Raw genomic sequence first — 18,607 nt, 5'->3', positions numbered from 1 at the left:
CATGAGGTTCGCGCTCTCCGAGGACCAGGTCCTGCTGCAGGACAGCCTGGCGAAGGCCCTGGCCGAGCTCGCGCCCCTGGAGCGGGTGCGGCGCTTCGCCGACGACAACGAGCCCTGCGCCGGGGACATCTGGGCCGGACTGGCCGAGCTGGGCCTGCCCGGGCTGCTGATCGACGAGGCCCACGGCGGCCTGGGACTGGGGCTCATCGAGGCCGCGCTGGCCGCCGAGGCCCTGGGCCGCACGGTCGCCCCGACGCCGTTCCTCGGATCGGCGGTGCTGGCCCCCCTCGCGCTGAAGCTGGCCGGCTCGGCCGAGCAGCAGGCCCGCTGGCTGCCGAGTCTGGCGGCCGGCGAGATCACCGCGGGCGTGGCCATCGCCGAGCCGATCGCCGGCGCCCGGGACGGCGCGGGCGTCGACGCCGTGGCCGGCCGGCTGACGGGCAGGGCGCTCTTCGCCGTGGGGGCAGAGGGCGCGGACCTGCTGGTGGTCGCCGACCGGACCGGCGGCCTGCACCTCGCCGAGAGCGCCGAGGCCACGGCGCCGATGCGCACCATCGACGCCACCCGGCGGCTCACCGAGATTTCGTTCAAGGCCACGCCCGCCGAGCCGCTCGCCTCGAACGGGGCGCTGGAGCGGCTGCGCGACGCGGCGTGGGTCATGCTGGCCGCCGACACGGTCGGCGCGGCCGGAGCCATGCTCGGCAAGGCCGTCGGCTACGCCCAGGAACGGCGCCAGTTCGGCCGGGTGATCGGCTCGTTCCAGGCGGTGAAGCACCTCTGCGCCGAAATGGCCGCCGAGATCGAGCCGGCGCGGGCCCTGGTCTGGTACGCGGCCTACGCCTTCGACCACGCGCCGGACGAAGCGCCGCTGATGGCGGCCCACGCCAAGGCGCACACATCGGAGATCGGCCGCTTCGTCGCGCGTACGGCCACCGAGGTGCACGGCGGCATCGGCATCACCGACCTGCTGGGCCTGCACTACTGGTTCAAGCGCATCGGCCTGAACCGGCAGCTGTTCGGCGGACCCGAGCGGGTGCGCGAGACCGCCGCGCGCCTGCAGGGGCTGGCGGCCTAGAGCGCGCGGACCGGCGGCAGGCGGCCGGCCCAGGGCTGGGCCGCCTCGAGCTGGTAGGCGAGCTGGAACAGCAGGGCCTCGTGGCCGACGCGGGCGGCGAACTGCGTGCCGACCGGCAGGCCGGCGCCGATCCAGTTCAGCGGCACGCTCATGGCCGGCGCGCCCGTGACGTTGTGATAGGTCGTGTAGCCCACGTACTCGGTCAGCCGCTCGACCAGGGTGTCGAAGGGCACGCCCGGCCCCACCCAGCCCAGGGGCGGCGGCGGCGCAGACAGGACGGGGGACATCACCACGTCGAGGCCGTTGCCGACGAACCAGGGATCGTAGGCCATGGCGGCGGCGTGCAGCCGCTCCATTGCCTGGCCCAGCGCGCCGGGCGGCGCCTTGGCGAACATCTCGGCCATGCCCAGGCTGAACGGCTCCAGGAGGGTGGTGTCGGGCTGGCGGCCGGCCGCCTTGCCGATGGCGCCGGCGAGCTGGGCGGCGCCCGAGGCCCACAGCAGCAGGAAGTCCTGGGTGAACTCGGGACCGGTCGGCCAGCGGGTCGGGACCACCGTGTGGCCGAGGCTCTCCAACAGCCGCGCGCTGGCCTCGGTGGCGGCCCGGACCTCGGGCGAGGGGGCCTTGCCGGCCATGCCCTCCATGACGAGGCCCACCCGCAGCCGGCGGCGGAGCGGGGCGGTGACGAGGCCCACGGGCGGGTGCTGCGCGCCCTCGCCCGCGTCCTCGGTGAGGGCGAACATGGCCGCGGAATCCCGGACGCTGCGGGTCAGCACGTGGTCCACCGACAGGTCGCTGATCTTCGTCTGCTCGCGGGCCCCGACCATGCGGCCGCGGGAGGGCTTCAGGCCGAACAGACCGCAGCACGAGGCCGGGATGCGGATCGAACCGCCGCCGTCGCTGGCGTGGGCGAAGGGGACCGCGCCTGCGGCCACGGCGGCGGCCGCCCCGCCGGACGAGCCGCCGCTGGAGCGGGTCGGATCCCACGGATTCCGCGTGGGTCCGAAGGCCGCCGGCTCGGTGGTGGGCAGGAAGCCGTACTCGGGCGTCGCGGACTTGCCGATCACGACCACGCCCGCGCGCTCGAAGGCGTCGATCAGCGGCCCCTGACCCTGCGCGGGCGGCAGGGGCAGCTGCGAGAACGAGCCCGAACGGGTCGGGAGGCCGCGATAGTCGTCGAGGTCCTTCACGAGGAAGGGCACGCCCGCGAAGGGGCCATCGCCGGGTCCCGTGGCGGCCCTGGCGAGCGCCCGGTCGAAATCGGAGGCGACGAGGAAGTTGAGCCTGGGCTGCAGTGCGAGGGTCCGGTCGATCGCGCTGCGGACGGCCTGTCCGGCCGTGATCTCGCCGCGGCGGATCATGGCCGCGGTCTCGGTGGCGTCGGGCCAGCCCGGCGTTGGGCGGAACGCCCGCTCCGGAACCGTGGCGCACGCGGCCAGCGCCAGCGGCGCGCCGGCGAACGCGCGGCGAGAAAGTCGGATCATGCGATGCCCCCCTGCAGTTCCTCAGCCGGTCTTTGCGCCGGTCAAGGCGGAGCTTGGCTCAATCGGGGGGCGGGCGCCAAGCCTCAGGAACGGCGGTCGGAGACGTGCTCGGGCTTTCCCTTGCGCTTGGTCGACGCCATCTTCTCGAGTTCCTTCTCGCTCATGGAGTCGGCCATCGACTTCGAGGCGCCCTTCAGCTTGCTCTTGGGCGTATCGCCGCGTTTGGCCGACAGCGCGGCGCCGGCGGCCTTCTGCTGGGCGGCGGATTTGGCAGGCATCACTTGTCCTCCAGGCTCAGCCGCGCGAGCCTGCGCGGCCATCGCATGAACCCTCGGCGGGCGCAGGGGGTTCACCGCACCGACGGGAGACCTTTGCTTGGCGGAACCAGCGACCGAGACCGGCACGCGCCGGCGGCTTCCGCGCCTGCGGGTGCGGCTGCGCGAGCTCTACTACGGCCGCTCGCCGCGCGCGGTGCGCTTCCGGCTGAGCGTCATCGCGCTGGATTTCCTGCTCATCGGCTTCTTCATCGCCTCGCCGTTCCTGCGGGAGTATCCGGCCTATCTCTTCATCGACTATTTCGTCGCCCTGATCCTGGCGCTGGACCTGGCGGCGCGGGCGCTCGCCTATGTGAGCCTGCGCGACTGGCTCCGCCGCCCCAGCGTATGGGTGGACCTCTTCGTGCTGGTCACGCTGCTCTTCCCGCTGTGGCTGTTCAACCTGGCCTTCCTGCGGGTGCTGCGGCTATGGAGCCTGTTCCACAGCGACTTCTTCTGGGAGACGGTCGGTCGCCGCTACGACGACACGCGGTGGGAGGACGTCACCAAGGCGGTGGCCACGCTGGTCACCTTCGTCTTCGTGTCGACGGGCTTCGTCTACGCCAGCTTCGCGCGCGAGCACCCCGGCATCTCGGGCTACCTGGACGCGCTCTATTTCACCGTCACGGCGCTGACGACGACGGGCTTCGGCGACATCACCCTGCCGGGGGCCTGGGGCAAGCTGCTGGCCATCATCATCATGATCAGCGGCATCACGCTGTTCGTCCGCCTCGCCCAGACGCTGATCCGTCCGTACAAGGTCCGCTTCACCTGCCCGACGTGCGGCCTGATGCGCCACGACGCCGACGCCGTTCACTGCAAGGCCTGCGGCACGCTGCTGAACATCCCGAACGACGAGGTCTGATCATCCGTCAACGAACTGTCACACGCAGGTGATAGCGCGACGCCAACCGACATCCGGAGCTCCGCCATGCGATTCCCGATCCTCACCGCCACCGTCGCGCTCGCCGCGCTCAGCCTAGCCGCCTGCGGGCAGGGGGGCGGAAGCCCCGCCGGCCAGGGCGCCGCGCCCAAGGGCGGCGCCCAGGGCCAGGTCTGGGCCGCCGGCTCCTCGACCGTCTTCCCGTTCGCGACGCGCGTGGCCGAGACCGTCGCCCGCACCACCGGCGGCGCGCCGGCCAAGGTCGAGAGCCTGGGCACCGGCGGCGGCATCAAGCTGTTCTGCGGCGGCGCCGGCCGCAACTTCCCCGACGTGGCGAACGCCTCGCGCCGCATGAAGAAGTCAGAGTGGGAGGCCTGCCAGGCCAACGGCGTCACCGACATTCTCGAGGTGAAGATCGGCTACGACGGCATCGTCATCGCCAACGCCAAGAACGCCCCGACCTTCCACCTGACCCGCGAACAGATCTACCGCGCGCTCGCCGCCGAGGTCCCGCAGGGCTCCGGCTTCGCCACCAACACGGCGGCGACCTGGAGCGCCGTCGCGCCCGGGCTGCCGAACGAGCGGATCGTCGCCTACGGCCCGCCGCCGACCTCGGGCACGCGCGACGCCTTCGTCGAACTGGCCATGGAGAAGGGCGCCGAGAAGGTCCCGGCCATGGCCGCACTGAAGTCCTCGGACGAAGAGGCGTTCAAGCAGCGCGCCCACACCCTGCGCAAGGACGGCGCCTGGATCGACGCCGGCGAGAACGACAACGTCATCGTCCAGACCCTCGAGAAGACCCCGAACGCGGTCGGCGTGTTCGGCTATTCCTTCCTCGAGAACAACATGGACAAGGTGAAGGCCGCCGACATCGAGGGCGTCTCGCCGACCCTGGAGAACATTTCGACGGGCAAGTACCCGCTGTCGCGTTCGCTCTACATCTACGTGAAGAGGGCGAACATCGGCGTCACGCCGGGCCTGAAGGAGTTCGTGGACGGCTTCCTGTCGGAGGCCGCCGTCGGGCGCGGCGGCTATCTGCTGCAGCGCGGCCTGATCCCGCTGCCGGCCGACGAACTGACCGCCCAGCGCGACGCGGCCAAGGCCCTGACGCCGATGACGGCGCCCGCCTCCTGAGGACGGTGCAAGGCTCTGCAGGGGAGGCCCGCCGTTCGGCGGGCCTTTTCTTTTTCGCGGGCGCGCTCGCGAACGCGCGGATCATCAAATGTACTGATGCGGCCCGGGCGATCGGCGCGAAAGTCGGGGGCGAGCAGCGGCGCGCACACCCCCCGCCTGGCGCTCCGGCCCTGCTCGGTCCCGGCCCCAGCCTCCCCAGCGGGGCCGGGGCCCCCCGGCCGTCAGGCGGCAGCGCCTCAGGCCCGTGGAGTGCGGCGCGCGCGGAGCGCGTCCGCCAACGCCTGTCGCGTCCAGTTCACGATCATCTCGGCGCTCATCACGCCGGCGTGGCGGGCGATCGCCTGGCCGCCGCGCAGGAGGATCAGGGTCGGGAAGGCGTTGACGCTGAGCTCGATGGCCGCGGCGGGATGGCGGTGCACGTCGATCGTCAGCATCCTGACCCGCGAGCGCAGCGCCTTGGCGGCGAGGCGGAACTGCTCGTCCATGGTCCGGCCGAGGCCCGAGGAGCTGGCCGAGACGTCGATCAGCAGGGTGCCGCGTCCCTCCGCGAGCAGGGCGCTGAGCTGTCCGTCGGTGATCGTCTGGGGGAATGCGTTCCGGGCGCCGGCCGCTCCCCGCTGACCCGCCGCCTGTTTGGCGGGATTCGACCGGCCGCCGCGGCGGCCGGACCCGGCCGCGGCCGGTTCCTCGATCGGTATGGCATTCACGTGACCGCTCCGCCGCTGCGCGCCGCGGAGCCGTCCAGCCGACGTCCGCGCACCATCAAGCTGTGCAAGAACCCCAACGCAACGCCCCCCTTGCGCCCCTCCGCCAACAATGGAGACGCGTGCAGGCTGCACGGGTCGCCCGAAGGGCCGCATAACAGTGCTACCCTTTAGCGGGAATTTTGTCACGCCCCTCGCCCATAGATTGTTCTGATTTGAGTATCCTCGCCGCATCCCAATACTGGAATGTGACGTAGATCGCCTTGGCGCAGGCCTTGGCGCCGCATTCGGAACTGAGGCTCAATTTATGATCGTTGGCAGCCCGCCCGTCTCAACATAGGGAAGTAGAGGCGGGCGCGGACTGGCGGGGGGCGACGGAGCAGCGATTGTCGTGGCGGTAAGGCATCACCCATCGGCCCAGGTCCGAGCTGATTGCATGGCCGCCAACCTGCCGCCGGGGTTGACGCTGGCCGTCAACACCCACCTCGAATTCTGCTCGGTCTGCGCGATCGCGGCCCAGGCGGTGGCCGGTCTCGTCGAGGCGCCGCCGGAAGGCGCGCGCCGGCGCGGCAAGCGCGAGCCGGCCCTCCTGCCGATGCCTCTGCGCGGCGTGGCCCAGGGCCCCTGGCGATGGATCGGCTATGGCGTGCGCGCGGCCGAGCTGAGGGGCGTCAGCGGCCTGGGCGAGGAGGTCTGGCTCCTGAAGGCGGGGACGGGCGCCCGGCTGCCGCTCGGGGGCGAGCGGGGCGTGGGCGCCGTGGTGGTGCTGGAGGGGGGGCTTCTCGGACGGCGCCGACACGTTCGAGGCGGGCGACTACATCGGCCTCGACGAGCGGCGGCTGCTACGGCCGGTCTCGGGCCAGGGCTGCCTGGCGCTGGTCGTCAGCGACGGGGAATGGCCGGGCTTCCTGTGGCGGCGCACCATCCGGATCCTCGGCCGCCTGCGGTTGCCGCGCAGGCCGGGATCAGACCGGCTCGTCGAAACGCCCGGCGATGTCCGCCAGGCGGGCGGGTTGAAGCAGGGCGACGCCGCCGAACTTCACTTCGAGGAGTCGCTGGGCCCGAAGGTGGCGCAGGGTTCGGTTCACGTGGACGATGCTAAGTCCTAGGGCGTCGGCCAGGTGCTCCTGGGTCAGGGGCAGGCGGAACTTGTCGGGCGCGGCGAGCCCCACCGTCTCCAGACGCTCGCGCAGCTCCAGCAGCAGGTGAACGAGCCGCTCGGCGGCCCCGAGCTGGCCCAGGCGGGTGATGTGCTCGTACCGGCGCTCCAGCATCAGGCTCAGGCTGCGGGCGACGGCTTCCCAGACCGCAGGGCGGATAGGCTCGGGCGAGCCGTCCAGCGTCCGCTCGACGTCGGCGCAGTCCATCCGCGTGAGGGCCACGACCCCGCAACTGGAGCTGTTGGCAGGGCGGGCGGTGAAGACGTCCCCCGGGATCAGGAACGAGCAGATCTGCCGGCGGCTGTCCGGCAGGATGCGCATCTCGCTGGCCCAGCCCGTGACGATCCACTTCACCTCAGGCTTGCGCGTGCTGGCGTTGACGAGGGCTCCGGCGGGATAGCGCTCCAGCCGCCGCACGCTCTGGCGGAGCATGGCCCCCGCCTCCGGGGCCAGTCCGCCGTTGTGATGCAGGCCGGCCAGCGCGTGGTCGAGCGCAAGGTTCAGCCAGGCCTCGGTCGAGGGATCGAGCTCGGACATCTCCGTACCGATGCGGCGCTCGCGCAGAGGGCGAGCCCTTCATCCGTCTAGGAGCCGTGTCCGAACGCCGTTCTCCTTAACATTCGCCGCATTGGCTGGCGCTTTGCCCCGCCGGACCTGGAAATCAGATCAGGCGGGGGCTTTCCGCGTCCTCGCCCGTCATCTGGTAGCAGCAGAGCGCCGCCAGCCGCCGCCGGTCGTGCAGGGTCACCGTGCCCGCCTTCAGGGTGATGAGCCCCTCCCGGCGCAGGTGCTGCAGCGTGCGGTTGATGTGGACGATGCTGAGGCCGAGGGTGTCGGCGAACACCTCCTGCGTCAGCGGGATGCGGAAGCTGCCCTGCTTGGCCAGGCCCACCGCCTCGAGCCGGTCGTGCAGCTCGAGCAGCAGGTTGAGCACGCGTTCCTTCGTGGTCAGCCGGCCGATCCGGGCCATGTGGTCGAAGAGCCGCTCCTCCTTCCGCCGCATCGCGGTCTGGATGGCTTCCCGCACCGTCTCGCGCGTCGCGTCGCTGCGGTTCAGCAGCACCTCGGCGTCCACCGTCTCCAGCCGGGTCAGCGTCACCACGCTTCGGCGGCCGATGCTTCCGGCGCGGGCGAGGTCTACGGCGTCGCCCGGCAGCAGGAACGAGAAGATCTGCCGCCGCCCGTCGTGCAGGATCCGGGTTTCGGACGCCCAGCCGGAGACGATCACCTTCCTGGCGCTGAGACCCGTGCCCGCGTGGAGGGTGACGCCGGGAGGATAGCGTTCCACGCTTCTCCAGAAGGACCGAACGCGATCCGCTTCCCCCGGGAGCGTCCCGAGCCCCGCGAACGCGGAGCTGGGCTGCTTAACAGGCGCGGCGTCAGCTGACGTGAACGTCGACATTTGCACCCCTCCATCCCAGCGAGCTCGAACTGCGCCTAGACACTAGATTCCGGAGGTTGCCCGGCTATCAAATGATAAGGGCGTTCTGGAGCCGCACCGAATCGTACGCACATGATTAACTTTGGCTAAATTCACCAATCTGTGTAACGCCGGTCACCGGTTACATCTGAACGAATACTGAGGCGGGATCAATAGGTTGCCCCGGGCGGAATACGCCGGGAAGCACACAAGCGTCAGTTGTTAATATCAAACTTCGTGGGGCGCCACCGGAACTCCTCCCATCCTCCCCTCGGCTGACGGGCGCGGATGACCGCATCTCGGGACAGCAAACCTCCACGGGTCGCGTGGGGGGAGCGGAGCGGCCGTACTACGCGGCCAAGAGGAGGCAGTTATGAAGATCAAGCTTATCGCTTCGGTGTCGGCCCTGGCGTTCGGCCTGGCCATGTCGGGTGCGGCGATGGCGCAGAGCGCCGGCGCCGATGAAGGCAATGCGGCGGCCGCCAACGGCGGCAGCATCGCCACGGCGTTCGACATCTCGGCGCTGAACGGCAACACGGTCGACTCGAACAACGACAACTCGACGGACGTCTCCGGTCTGAACAACAACGACCTGAGCTCGAATGACGACAACTCGACCAACACCGACGCGTCGACGGACGTGTCCGGGCTCAACAACAACGACCTGAGCACGAACACCGACTCCAACAACGACAACTCGACCAACACCGACAGTTCGACGGACGTGTCGGGGCTGAACAACAACGCCCTGGCGTCGTACAACACCGACGTCGAGGACTCGTACAACAGCGACAGCTCCACCACGAACACGACCATCAACGTTCGGATGAACCTGTCCGAGCAGGACCTCGACGCCGAGGTGACGAACATCTCGTTCGGCGGCGCCGGCGGCAACAACGGCGACGACAATCGCCGCCTGCGGACCGGCGACATCAGCGCCTCGGGCAACGCCTTCCAGGGCTTCGGCGGCATCCACACCGCCTCGAACAGCTCCGGCTTCGGCTCGGCCGCTCAGGCCGGCACCCTGGTGTCGGCGAACGCCAACGTCACCTTCCAGTAACCCGCGTGGGCTGGCCGGCGCGCAAGTCGCCGGCCAGCCATCTTTCCCCCGCCGTACGGAGTCCGGCCATGTCCAGGATCGATGTCGTAAGGGCGAGCGCGCTCGCCGGGCTCTTCGCCCTCGTCGGCGCGGGCGGCGCCTGGGCGTCCGAGCCGCTGCAGGAGGCCCTCGTCGCGCCGGCCGCCGCGCCTGCGGCCGAACCGGATCTCTTCGGCCTGCGGCCGAATCTAGGCGAGACGCTGACGCCGGAGGACGGGACGGAATCCGACGAGGCGCTGGGCGCCATCAGCGGCCGCGGCGACGTGATCGTGGCGCTGACCGATCAGGACCTCACCGCGGTCAGCACCGGCAACACCATCACCGCCGACCTGGTGAACTCGGGCAACATCTCGCTGCAGGACAACGCCCTCTCAGGGTTCGGCGGGGTCGGCAACTTCCTGATGAACACCGGCCACAACAACAGCCTGCAGAGCAACGTGAGCGTGACGATCATCGTCACCCAGTAGGAGTGGGGAGGGGACCATGCGCCGCCGGCGCGACCGATCGCGTATCGTAGCGCTGGCGGCGGCGCTGACCGCCCTCGCGGCCGCAGCCCCCGCCGTGGCGCAGGTGCAGTTCTACGGCGAGGCCTCAGGCGCCCGCGTGCGGGTGATGACCTGGCGCGACATCCCGTTCCGTACGGTGGTTCGCCAGGAGCACGACTACAGCTGCGGCTCGGCCGCGCTGGCGACCCTGCTGACCTACCACTACGGCCGGCCTACGACCGAGGCCGAGGCCTTCACCCGCATGTACGCCGCCGGCGACCAGGAGACGATCCGCCGCGTCGGCTTTTCGATGCTCGACATGAAGCGGTACCTGGCCGCCGAGGGCCTGCGCGCCGACGGCTTCCGGATGTCGATCGACGACATCGGCAAGGAAGGCGTGCCGGTCATCGCGCTGATCCAGATGGGCGCCTACCGGCACTTCGTGGTGGTGAAGGGCGTCGTCGGCGACCGGGTGCTCGTCGGCGACCCGGCCCTGGGCCTGCGGATCTTCACCCGCGCGCAGTTCAACGCCATGTGGAACGGCATCGCCTTCGCCCTGCACGATACGCCGGCCGTCGGCCGGGGCCGGTTCAACGTGGCCAATGAGTGGTCGCCCTGGTCCACCGCGCCCCTGCGCGCCAGGGCGGACGCGACCGACACCCTCAACGCTCTGACGCTCCACCAGCTGCCCTTCTACCAGATCACCCCGATCATGGTGCTGGGCTCTGTCGCCCCCGGAGGCGGACTATGAAGCTCGTCACGCTGCTGGCCGCCGCGAGCGCGGCTGTCGCCCTGAACCTCGGCGCGCTTCCGGCCGCCTCGTTCGATTACGAGACCGTGGACGATGCGGTGCTGCAGGACAACCGTGGGGGCATGCTGCTCGCCGGCGGCGTGCCGTTCCAATTCGGCGCGGTGATGAGCACCTACGAGAACGGGATGCTCAGCCTGCAGACGCACCTGGTTTGGACGCCGGACGGCGCGGTCGTCCAGCAGATCCCCGGCGACGGCGTGATCCGGCTCGACGATGCGGCCCTGCAGAACATGGCCGGGGCGGGACAGACGTTCCAGACCGTCGGCGGCTCGTTCGTGGCCCACGACCTCACCCAGGGCCAGCTCACCAACTTCCTGCTCAACACCCAGAGCGGCCGCGACTTCCGGCAGGACCTGGAGCTGACCCTGGTGCTTCCGGGCTTTGTCGGCGTGCAGAACGACATGGGCCGGCAGCTCACCGGCCTGCGGCTCGTGGACGACCTGGCCGCGAGCTCGATTTCCGCCCTCGGGGGCTAGTCGCACCTCGTCCCCGGGGGACGGGAGCGGAGCCCGGCGGCCGAGCCGCCGGCCGGCGTGCATGCGGCTTCGTCGCATGGCCGCCGGGCCGCCCTTCCCGAGGGGGCGGCGCCCCGTTCCGGTCCGGCCGCGCCGGCCCGGCCCCCCGGAATCCTTCCTTCAGAACCGGATCGGGAAGCGCAGCACGATGCGCATGTCGGGCGCATCGCTGGTGGTCCCCAGCTCGTAGGCGTTGCTGATCGAGATCCGGTCGGTCAGCGCGTAGGACCACCCGAAGGTGAAGGCGCCGACCTGCAGGCTGTCGGATTCCTGCAGCGTGTTCCCGTACACGGACTTGGTCGGGAAGATGTAGCTGTGCTTGTAGCCCAGCGAGAACGAGAAGCGGGGATTGAGCGCGAAGCCGAAGCCGGCGTTCAGGCCGATCGTGTCGCCCGGGTCGACCTTCCGGACCAGCACCTCGCCGACCACCTTGTTGATGTCCTTCGGCTGATGCGAGAGGTAGCTCAGCCCGCCGAAGATCACCACCGGATCGGTGGGATAGAGGAAGCTCAGCGAGCCCTCGAGGCCCCAGAAACCCGATCCCGTCGCCAGCTCGGTCGCCACGCCGAACTGGTCGCGCTCGATCTCGAACGGGCTCGTGCCGGTGTCGGACTTGTAGCGCAGGCCGGCGATGAAGATCGGCCAGCCGCGCCGGCCGTCGTTGATCTGGTAGCGCGCGGCCAGCTCCACGTCGCCGATGTCCTGTCCCTGCAGGGTGAACGTGCGGGTGATCGTCTCGTCGCGCTGGGCGAGGGTGGTCACCCGGTCGTCCCGATAGAGGTAGGGCACCCGGCCCTCCACCTCGAGCCGGTCGGTCAGGCCGTAGCGCACCGCCAGCGCGCCCGAGACCGCGTTGCGGTCGGCGTCGCTCGCCTCGATGACGCCGATCTGGATGCCGGTGACGATCTCGACCCCGCGGAACACCAGGCGGTTGGCCGAGCCGTGCGTGAAATCGATCGAGGGCTCCACGACCCAGTGGTTGCGCGGGGTCAGCACCCCGTAGCCCTCCGGCACGGCGGAGATGTCGACCCGCGGCGCCTCCTCCGGGGGCGGCGCGCCGACCTTGGGCGGCGAGGGCGGGACGGTCTGCACCGGCGGGGGCGGCCCAGCCGGCGCCGCGGCCGGCCCAGCGGCCGGCTGCCCGCGGCCGTAGGCGGCGCCGAGCACCGCCTCGGAGAGGGCCTGCAGGCGTTCCAGCTCGACGCGCTGGCGTTCCAGCGCCGCCTGCTGCTCGGCCAGGGCCTGCTGCTGTTCGGCGAGCTGGGCCGCCTGGCGGGCGAGCTGGCCCTGTAGGGCCTCGATGCGCGCGTCGGGGGCGGCGGGAGCCTGGGCGCTGGCGGCCGTGCTCCAGCCGGCCAGGGTGAGCGCTGCGGCCGAAGCCGTCGCGCATAGGAGTCTCCTGGACACGGACGACCTCGCTTTCCGCCTATGCAGGAGCCCGCTGTTATCAACGGTCGCGGTCCGCGCCTTTTTCATAAGATATGTTGCAAGTTCGAAGGCGCGACGAAGAACTGGAGTCGCATTTCAAGAAAAAGAGGCGCCTCTGGAAACACGCGGACGACGTGGCTTTTGACAATGTCCTGTGGCCGGAGCGCGTGCCACCGTCGCCTCAGTAGGCAGTCCGTAAGCAGGAGCGGCTGGGGTCATGACGCTGCGCAGCGACATCGGTTCGATGGGGGCCAACGGGTCGGCCGGCGGATCGCCGGGCGCCGAGGGCGACAGGCGGAGAGGCCGCGGCGAGGTTTCGGCCGGCGGCGCGCAAATCACTGAAACAAGGACGTTTTCAGATCTCGGCTCGGGTCCTCGGGAGCTCGGGCGCGGCAAGGTCGTGGCCGTCACGGGCGGCGCCGGCTTCATCGGATCCCACCTCTGCGAGACGCTTCTGGCGTCGGGCGCGCGGGTGGTCTGCATCGACAATTTCCAGACCGGAAGCCGTGACAACGTCGATCGCCTGATCGAGTCGCCGAACTTCTCGGTGGTGTATCACGACATCTTGGAGCCGTTTCCAAACGACTTGCCGAAGTTCGACGAAATATTCAATTTCGCCTGCCCGGCGTCCCCGGTCCACTACCAGGCGGATCGCGTCCGCACGGCCCTGGTCTGCGCCGTCGGCGCTCGCAACGTGCTGGAGCGCGCCGCGCGCGACGGAGCCCGGGCGCTGCAGGCCTCGACGTCCGAGGTCTACGGCGATCCGGACATCCATCCGCAGCCGGAATCCTACCGCGGCCACGTCAATCCGATCGGCCCGCGGGCCTGCTACGACGAGGGCAAGCGCTTCGCCGAGAGCCTGTTCACCGACTTCGGCGCGCAGTCGGGCGTGACGGTGAAGATCGTCCGGATCTTCAACACCTACGGGCCGCGCATGCAGCCGCACGACGGCCGGGTGATCTCGAACTTCGTGGTCCAGGCGCTGGCCGGGGAGGACCTGACCCTCTACGGCGACGGCAGCCAGACGCGCTCGTTCTGCTACGTCGACGACCTGGTGGACGGGTGCCTGCGCCTGATGGCCTCGCCGTCCGACCTCAGCCAGCCGGTCAACCTCGGCAATCCGGTCGAGACCACGGTGGCCGAAGTGGCCGAGCTGATCCTGGAGCTGACCGGCTCGCGGTCGCGCATCGTCCGGCGCCCCCTGCCGGTCGACGATCCGCGCCGGCGCAAGCCCGACATCACCCTTGCCGAAACCCGCCTGGGCTGGCGGCCGCAGGTGCCCCTCAGGGAGGGGCTGGAGCGGACGATCGCCCACGCCGTCCGGCGCGAGCACCGCGCCAGCTTCGGAGACGCCGCCGTCGCGGCCCACGGCTGAGGCCGCGGGGCCAGTCGTTTCAACCCCCTCGGGAGGGCCTGAACATGCTGTTCGAACCCGGCGCCGTCGATGTCCTGGTCGTGCTGTTCGCGATCAGCCAGATCCTCTACGCCCTTGCCTTCGTCAACGACTTCTACCTGTTCAGCCTGCCGGTGAACCGGGTGCAGATCTCGGACGCGCGCGACACGCCCGAGCGCGACTACCCGGACATCGTGATGTTCTATCCGGTGCTGAACGAGCTGGAATCCACGATGCGGACGACGCTGATCGCGCTCGACCGCGTCCTCTATCCGGCCGGCAAGAAGCGCGTCATCGCGATCCCCAACTGGGACGACGCCCGGACGCTGGCCAGCCTGAAGCGCCTGCAGTTCGAGTTTCCGTTCCTGGAGCTGCTGGAGGTGCCGGCGACGAGCGATCCCAGCTGGGCGCGGGTGTGGAAGGCCTGGGACGCCAACGAGAAGGCCTATTGGTGGCACGTGGGCCGGCGCGCCGGCGACCGCAACCTGCCGCCGAAGAAGACGCGCCAGCTGATCTACGCCTTCTACCGCACCTACGAGGAGGGCGAGGGGCGGGAGTTCCTGGTCAACTACATCGACGCCGACAGCTGCCCGCCGCCGAACCACTTCATGGCCGCGGTGGCCGGCATGCGGCGCTACGACGTGCTGCAGGCGAAGAACGTGGCCGGCAACCTGAACGCCAGCCTGGCGGCCAGTTGGCACTCCTTCGACCACATGAACTGGGACGGGATGAAGTACGCCCACCTGTCGGCCAACGGCCGCCAGCCCTACTGGATGCTGGGCAAGGGCCTCTTCTTCCGCGCCTCCGACCTCTACGAGCTCGGCAGCTTCCACCCCTGGATCACCATCGAGGATCCCGAGGTCGGCATGCGGTTCTGGAAGAACGGCAAGCGCCTGGGCGTGATCGAGAGCCCGCTCATCGAGGAGGTGCCGCTGACCTTCGGCCGCGGGATCACCCAGCGCAAGCGGTGGGTCTGCGGCTTCTTCCAGAGCCTGGGCGAGCCGACCCGCCGGCTGGGCTTCAGCGCCTGGGAACGGGTCAAGGCCTGGCTGATCTTCCTGCCGTGCCTGTCGCTGTGGGTGAACCTGATCGGCTATCCGGTGGGCGCCTGGGCGATGTGGGCGCTGGTGCGCGGCGAGAACGTGCTGCCGCTCTGGCTGGTGATCCTGGCCGCGATCAACATCGTCGCCTTCGCCGTCTCGCTGACCGTGCTCTACGTGAACACCTGGAAGCGGACGGCCCTCGTGCTCGAACGCAAGCGGGACCGGGTCGCCTACATGCTGCGGGTCAATCCGCTGTTCGTCGCCGCCTGGTGGCTGATGTGGCTCATCCCGCTCGGCATCGGCCTGTGGATGTACCTGCGCGACCTCGGCCAGGTGTGGGAGCGCACCGAGAAGATCAACGCCAACGAAGACCTGATCACCGTGCATCAGGGCGGGGCCGCCCACCAGGGCGCCGTCTACCGGCCCGCGTAAGGAGGACCCGGGATGCCCGAACGTCACGCGCTCATCACCGGCGGCGCCGGCTTCATCGGATCGCACCTGACCGACGTCCTGCTGGACCGTGGCTTCCAGGTGACCGTGCTGGACTGCCTGCTGCCGCAGGTCCACGCCGACGGCGAACTCGACGCCGAGGGGTGGCCCACCTACCTCAATCCCGCCGCCCGGCGGATCCGCGGGGACATCCTCGACCCCGGCGTGTTCGAGGCCGCGCTGGAGGGTGTCACCCACCTGGTCCACCTCGCCGCCTCGGTGGGGGTCGGCCAGAGCATGACCAACATCGTCGACTACACCCGCAACAACACGATGGGCGCGGCGGTGATGCTGGAGGCGCTGTCGAAGGGCCGCCATGCGGTGGAGCGGATCGCCGTCGCCTCGTCCATGTCGATCTATGGCGAGGGCGAGTACCGCGCGCCGTCCACCGGCCGCGAGGTGGTCCCCGGGCTGCGCAGCCACGAGCAGCTCAAGGCCCGCCGGTGGGACCTGGAGGCGGACGGCGAGCGCCTGGAGCCCGTGCCCACGTCCGAGGACAAGCGGCTGCAGCCGGCCTCGATCTACGCCATCAACAAGCGCGACCACGAGGACATGTTCCTGGCGGTCGGCCGGGCGCTGGAGATCCCGACCGTGGCCCTGCGGCTGTTCAACGCCTACGGCTCGCGCCAGGCGCTGAGCAACCCGTACACGGGGGTGGCGGCGATCTTCATCTCGCGCCTGCTCAACGACCAGCCGCCGCTGGTGTTCGAGGACGGCGAGCAGCTGCGCGACTTCGTGCACGTGCGCGACGTCGCCGACGCCTTCGCCACGGTGCTGGAGAGCGACGCGCAGGTGTGGGACGCCTACAACGTCGGCAGCGGCCAGCCGGTCCGCATCGTCGAGATGGCGGCGGCCCTCGCCCTGCTGCTGCGCAAGAACATCGCCCCGGAGCGGCTCGACCGCTACCGCGTCGGCGACATCCGCCACTGCTTCCCCGACATCCGGCGCATCGAGCGCGACTTCGGCTTCCGGCCGCGGCGCAGCTTCGAGACGGGGATGGAGGAACTGATCGACTGGGTGGCCCGGGCGCCCCGGCCGCAGGATCGCGCGGCCCAGAGCCTCGCCGAGCTCACCGAGAGCCGGCTGGTCGTGTGACGGGTGCGCCGGTCAGGCCGCAGCCAGGGTGTCGCGCAGGGCCCAGTACATGGGCTTGGGGCGCAGGCCGTGGTCGTAGGGCAGGCCGCGGTTGACCCCGCCCAGCGCCGCGGCCTCGTCGTCCTGCAGCCAGGAGTGCCGGTCGGAGAGGCCCCAGGTGACCACGCCCTCCACCGCCGGCTCGGCCAGGGCGATCTCGAGGTAGGCGCGGACCTCGTCGGCCACGCGCCGGTCGCGCTCGACCAGGGGAAGGGTGAAGTCCCGCTCGCGCACGTCCAGCTCGGAGATGACGATCCGGTAGCCCATCTGGCCGATCTCGCGCAGGAACGGGGCCACGATGCGCCGCCTGAGCGGCCCCTTGCCGAGATCGAGGTGCGCCTGGATCCCGACCTCGTCCACCGGCGCGCCCTTTGCCTTCAGGTCTTCCAGCAGGCGCAGGAAGCTGCCTCGCCGGGCCTCCTCGACGGGATTGTCGTAGTCGAAGCCGTAGTCGTTGACGGCCAGGCGCGCCTGCGGCTGAAGCGCCCGGGCCTCGTCGAAGGCGCGGCGGACGTAGTCCGGGCCATAGGCCTCTAGGAACATGCTGGGCAGCAGGCCCCGGCCGTCGCGGGCGATCGGCTCGTTGACCACGTCCCAGGCCTGCACCCGTTCGCCCCAGCGTCCCATCACCCGCTGGAAGTGGCGGGCGACGGTCTCCCAGTCCCGGCGCTCCACCATCTCGGCCGCGGCCCAGGCGGGGGTGCTCTGGTCCCAGATCAGGCTGTGGCCGCGGACCTTCAGCCCGGCCTCGCCGGCGAAGGCCACGAGGCCGTCGGCGTCGCGGAAGTTCCAGGCGCCGGAGCGCGGGGCGACGTAGTCCCAGTTCATGTGGAACTCGGGCGTGATCCAGGCGCAGTCGCGGAGCACGGTCCGGCGCAGGGCGCGCTCGGCGCGGATCTGGTCGATGCGGGCCGCGGCGCCGAAGTAGCGCCCGCCGCGGGCCGCGGCGGCGGCCAGCGAGGGCCCGTTCGGCAGGGCCTGGGCGCCCGGCCTGGGCGCGGCCAGGAGCAGCGGGCCGGCGGCCAGGCCGGCCAGCAGTCCGCGTCTATCCAGCAGCCTCATCCGCGTCCTCCTCGCGAGAGCGGCGAGGTCGTGGATGCCAGGATTCGCTTAAGGTTCGGTGCAGCCGCTTGGTTGACGAGTGCGGGAAGGGCCCGCTCCCCGCCGGGCAAAAGGGACCCCGGACCTATCATCTGAGCGGTCCGCGCCGACCGCCGCATGCCAACGGTAGGGCACGACCTTGAAGCGGCGCCGTCAGCTCGGGCGACGACCGTCACGGAGGAGGTGCGACATGGCCGGCTCGACCCTCGCCCGCGCGATGGGCCTTGCGCTCGTAACGGCGGCGGCGGGATGGCCCGCGGGAAACACCGCGGCCCAGGTCCCCGCGACCGTTTTCGGCGGCGCGGGCGTCGGCGCCGATGAGATGGCCTATCTCGGCGCGACCGTGCCGGTGGGCGGCTCCGGCTTCGCGCTGCGGGGGATCGTCTCGACCAGCCAGTACAAGTACCGCTCGGCGGCGACGCGGATCACCAGCGACCAGGTGCAGGGCGAGGTCTCGGCTCTCTACCAGCGCGCGGGGCCGAACGGCTATTTCGACCTCGGCGTCGGCGCCCGCTACACCGACACCGACCTGTCGCCGAACGATCCGGGCAACCGCAGCCAGGGCGACGAGTGGGACGTGGTGCTCTCGATGAGCGGCCAGACCGCGCCCGGTCCCTGGCGCGCCGCGGGCTTCGCCTCGTACGCGGTCGACTCCGAGGACTACTATGTCCGGGCCGAACTCACGCGGGCGGTCCGCCCGTCCGTCCGCCTGGGACTGGAGGCGGTGCTGGACGGGGACCCCAACTACGATCGGCGCCGGGCGGGGGTGCTGCTGGGCGTCTCGACCAGCCCGCGCTGGGAGGCCCACATCGCCGTGGGCGCCTCGGACAGCAAGGCGCGGGACGGCGCCTACGCCTCGATCGGCTTCCGCCGCAGCTTCTGACGCGCTCCCGCCGCTCCAGGTCTGGCCGCGAAAAATGGGAGCGCTATCATTT

The 18,607-nt window shown here is 70.6% G+C and carries 18 protein-coding genes; 11 read left to right on the top strand and 7 right to left on the bottom strand.

Going from position 1 to position 18,607, the window contains the following annotated elements:
* The first annotated feature begins 1 nt into the window (after position 1).
* Positions 2 to 1,075 carry an acyl-CoA dehydrogenase family protein gene (locus PHZ_RS13840; RefSeq protein WP_012523045.1) on the top strand — a complete coding sequence of 358 codons (1,074 nt, stop codon included), beginning with the start codon at positions 2 to 4 and terminating at the stop codon, positions 1,073 to 1,075.
* On the opposite strand, the gene PHZ_RS13835 is transcribed toward PHZ_RS13840, so the two are convergent.
* A complete protein-coding gene (locus tag PHZ_RS13835; RefSeq protein WP_012523044.1) occupies positions 1,072 to 2,559 on the bottom strand; it encodes an amidase in 1,488 nt (495 codons plus the stop codon). The two genes, PHZ_RS13840 and PHZ_RS13835, sit on opposite strands and share 4 nt — an antisense overlap.
* An 83-nt stretch (positions 2,560 to 2,642) precedes the next feature.
* Positions 2,643 to 2,837: a DUF3008 family protein gene (locus PHZ_RS13830; RefSeq protein ID WP_012523043.1), complete on the bottom strand. Its 195-nt coding sequence runs from the start codon at positions 2,835 to 2,837 to the stop codon at positions 2,643 to 2,645.
* A 97-nt stretch (positions 2,838 to 2,934) separates the two neighbouring features.
* Between PHZ_RS13830 and PHZ_RS13825 the strand changes: the two genes are divergently transcribed.
* Together PHZ_RS13825 and PHZ_RS13820 are read left to right on the top strand one after the other, a co-directional pair.
* Complete coding sequence (locus PHZ_RS13825) at positions 2,935 to 3,738, top strand: potassium channel family protein (protein ID WP_012523042.1); 804 nt, start codon at positions 2,935 to 2,937, stop codon at positions 3,736 to 3,738.
* A 66-nt stretch (positions 3,739 to 3,804) separates the two neighbouring features.
* Entirely contained in the window at positions 3,805 to 4,890 is a 1,086-nt protein-coding gene (locus tag PHZ_RS13820) for a substrate-binding domain-containing protein (RefSeq protein ID WP_012523041.1), read from the top strand.
* 236 nt (positions 4,891 to 5,126) lie between these two features.
* Here the strand turns inward: PHZ_RS13820 and PHZ_RS21785 are convergent, their stop codons facing one another.
* From PHZ_RS21785 to PHZ_RS13805, 3 genes are all read right to left on the bottom strand, one after another.
* Positions 5,127 to 5,597, bottom strand: coding sequence for a thioredoxin family protein (locus PHZ_RS21785; protein WP_012523040.1), 471 nt, complete (start codon positions 5,595 to 5,597; stop codon positions 5,127 to 5,129).
* A gap of 962 nt (positions 5,598 to 6,559) precedes the next feature.
* Positions 6,560 to 7,291 (bottom strand): Crp/Fnr family transcriptional regulator, encoded by a 732-nt coding sequence (locus PHZ_RS13810; protein ID WP_012523039.1) that lies wholly within the window; start codon positions 7,289 to 7,291, stop codon positions 6,560 to 6,562.
* A 124-nt stretch (positions 7,292 to 7,415) separates the two neighbouring features.
* On the bottom strand, positions 7,416 to 8,042 hold the full coding sequence (locus PHZ_RS13805; RefSeq protein WP_187149082.1) for a Crp/Fnr family transcriptional regulator: 627 nt from the start codon (positions 8,040 to 8,042) through the stop codon (positions 7,416 to 7,418).
* Between the two features lie 505 nt (positions 8,043 to 8,547).
* Between PHZ_RS13805 and PHZ_RS13800 the strand changes: the two genes are divergently transcribed.
* The 4 genes from PHZ_RS13800 to PHZ_RS13785 all read left to right on the top strand — a co-directional run bounded on the left by PHZ_RS13800 (position 8,548) and on the right by PHZ_RS13785 (position 11,045).
* A complete protein-coding gene (locus PHZ_RS13800) occupies positions 8,548 to 9,234 on the top strand; it encodes a hypothetical protein (protein ID WP_012523037.1) in 687 nt (228 codons plus the stop codon).
* A 68-nt stretch (positions 9,235 to 9,302) separates the two neighbouring features.
* Complete coding sequence (locus PHZ_RS13795) at positions 9,303 to 9,740, top strand: hypothetical protein (protein ID WP_012523036.1); 438 nt, start codon at positions 9,303 to 9,305, stop codon at positions 9,738 to 9,740.
* 16 nt (positions 9,741 to 9,756) lie between these two features.
* Positions 9,757 to 10,509, top strand: coding sequence for a C39 family peptidase (locus PHZ_RS13790; protein ID WP_012523035.1), 753 nt, complete (start codon positions 9,757 to 9,759; stop codon positions 10,507 to 10,509).
* Positions 10,506 to 11,045, top strand: a complete 540-nt coding sequence (locus tag PHZ_RS13785; RefSeq protein ID WP_041373554.1) for a hypothetical protein — start codon at positions 10,506 to 10,508, stop codon at positions 11,043 to 11,045. Before PHZ_RS13790 ends, PHZ_RS13785 begins: the two co-directional genes overlap by 4 nt.
* Positions 11,046 to 11,204: 159 nt before the next feature.
* Here the strand turns inward: PHZ_RS13785 and PHZ_RS13780 are convergent, their stop codons facing one another.
* Entirely contained in the window at positions 11,205 to 12,491 is a 1,287-nt protein-coding gene (locus PHZ_RS13780; protein WP_236611837.1) for a transporter, read from the bottom strand.
* A gap of 421 nt (positions 12,492 to 12,912) precedes the next feature.
* Between PHZ_RS13780 and PHZ_RS13775 the strand changes: the two genes are divergently transcribed.
* Genes PHZ_RS13775 through PHZ_RS13765 form a run of 3 tightly spaced genes read left to right on the top strand, consistent with a single transcriptional unit; the run spans position 12,913 to position 16,532 of the window.
* Positions 12,913 to 13,887, top strand: coding sequence for a UDP-glucuronic acid decarboxylase family protein (locus tag PHZ_RS13775; protein ID WP_012523033.1), 975 nt, complete (start codon positions 12,913 to 12,915; stop codon positions 13,885 to 13,887).
* Between the two features lie 44 nt (positions 13,888 to 13,931).
* A complete protein-coding gene (locus PHZ_RS13770) occupies positions 13,932 to 15,380 on the top strand; it encodes a glycosyltransferase family 2 protein (RefSeq protein WP_012523032.1) in 1,449 nt (482 codons plus the stop codon).
* 12 nt (positions 15,381 to 15,392) lie between these two features.
* A complete protein-coding gene (locus PHZ_RS13765; protein ID WP_012523031.1) occupies positions 15,393 to 16,532 on the top strand; it encodes an NAD-dependent epimerase/dehydratase family protein in 1,140 nt (379 codons plus the stop codon).
* A gap of 12 nt (positions 16,533 to 16,544) precedes the next feature.
* On the opposite strand, the gene PHZ_RS13760 is transcribed toward PHZ_RS13765, so the two are convergent.
* A complete protein-coding gene (locus PHZ_RS13760) occupies positions 16,545 to 17,633 on the bottom strand; it encodes an endo-1,4-beta-xylanase (protein ID WP_012523030.1) in 1,089 nt (362 codons plus the stop codon).
* A 229-nt stretch (positions 17,634 to 17,862) separates the two neighbouring features.
* Between PHZ_RS13760 and bcsS the strand changes: the two genes are divergently transcribed.
* Positions 17,863 to 18,555 carry a cellulose biosynthesis protein BcsS gene (bcsS, locus tag PHZ_RS13755; RefSeq protein ID WP_012523029.1) on the top strand — a complete coding sequence of 231 codons (693 nt, stop codon included), beginning with the start codon at positions 17,863 to 17,865 and terminating at the stop codon, positions 18,553 to 18,555.
* The last annotated feature ends 52 nt before the right edge of the window (positions 18,556 to 18,607 follow it).

The sequence above is a fragment of the Phenylobacterium zucineum HLK1 genome (assembly GCF_000017265.1).
Classification (GTDB): domain Bacteria; phylum Pseudomonadota; class Alphaproteobacteria; order Caulobacterales; family Caulobacteraceae; genus Phenylobacterium; species Phenylobacterium zucineum.
Note: the sequence above shows the minus strand (reverse complement) of the source record. Positions and strands in the feature narration are given on the sequence as shown.

Bases quoted from the DNA above. Each gene is read 5' to 3' on its own strand.
- PHZ_RS13790 (WP_012523035.1), top strand. From the start codon at position 9,757: ATGCGCCGCCGGCGCGACCGATCGCGTATCGTAGCGCTGGCGGCGGCG.
- PHZ_RS13835 (WP_012523044.1), bottom strand. From the start codon at position 2,559: ATGATCCGACTTTCTCGCCGCGCGTTCGCCGGCGCGCCGCTGGCGCTG.
- PHZ_RS13785 (WP_041373554.1), top strand. From the start codon at position 10,506: ATGAAGCTCGTCACGCTGCTGGCCGCCGCGAGCGCGGCTGTCGCCCTG.
- PHZ_RS13770 (WP_012523032.1), top strand. From the start codon at position 13,932: ATGCTGTTCGAACCCGGCGCCGTCGATGTCCTGGTCGTGCTGTTCGCG.
- PHZ_RS13765 (WP_012523031.1), top strand. From the start codon at position 15,393: ATGCCCGAACGTCACGCGCTCATCACCGGCGGCGCCGGCTTCATCGGA.
- PHZ_RS13760 (WP_012523030.1), bottom strand. From the start codon at position 17,633: ATGAGGCTGCTGGATAGACGCGGACTGCTGGCCGGCCTGGCCGCCGGC.
- PHZ_RS13840 (WP_012523045.1), top strand. From the start codon at position 2: ATGAGGTTCGCGCTCTCCGAGGACCAGGTCCTGCTGCAGGACAGCCTG.
- PHZ_RS13795 (WP_012523036.1), top strand. From the start codon at position 9,303: ATGTCCAGGATCGATGTCGTAAGGGCGAGCGCGCTCGCCGGGCTCTTC.
- PHZ_RS13830 (WP_012523043.1), bottom strand. From the start codon at position 2,837: ATGCCTGCCAAATCCGCCGCCCAGCAGAAGGCCGCCGGCGCCGCGCTG.
- bcsS (WP_012523029.1), top strand. From the start codon at position 17,863: ATGGCCGGCTCGACCCTCGCCCGCGCGATGGGCCTTGCGCTCGTAACG.
- PHZ_RS13820 (WP_012523041.1), top strand. From the start codon at position 3,805: ATGCGATTCCCGATCCTCACCGCCACCGTCGCGCTCGCCGCGCTCAGC.
- PHZ_RS13800 (WP_012523037.1), top strand. From the start codon at position 8,548: ATGAAGATCAAGCTTATCGCTTCGGTGTCGGCCCTGGCGTTCGGCCTG.
- PHZ_RS13810 (WP_012523039.1), bottom strand. From the start codon at position 7,291: ATGTCCGAGCTCGATCCCTCGACCGAGGCCTGGCTGAACCTTGCGCTC.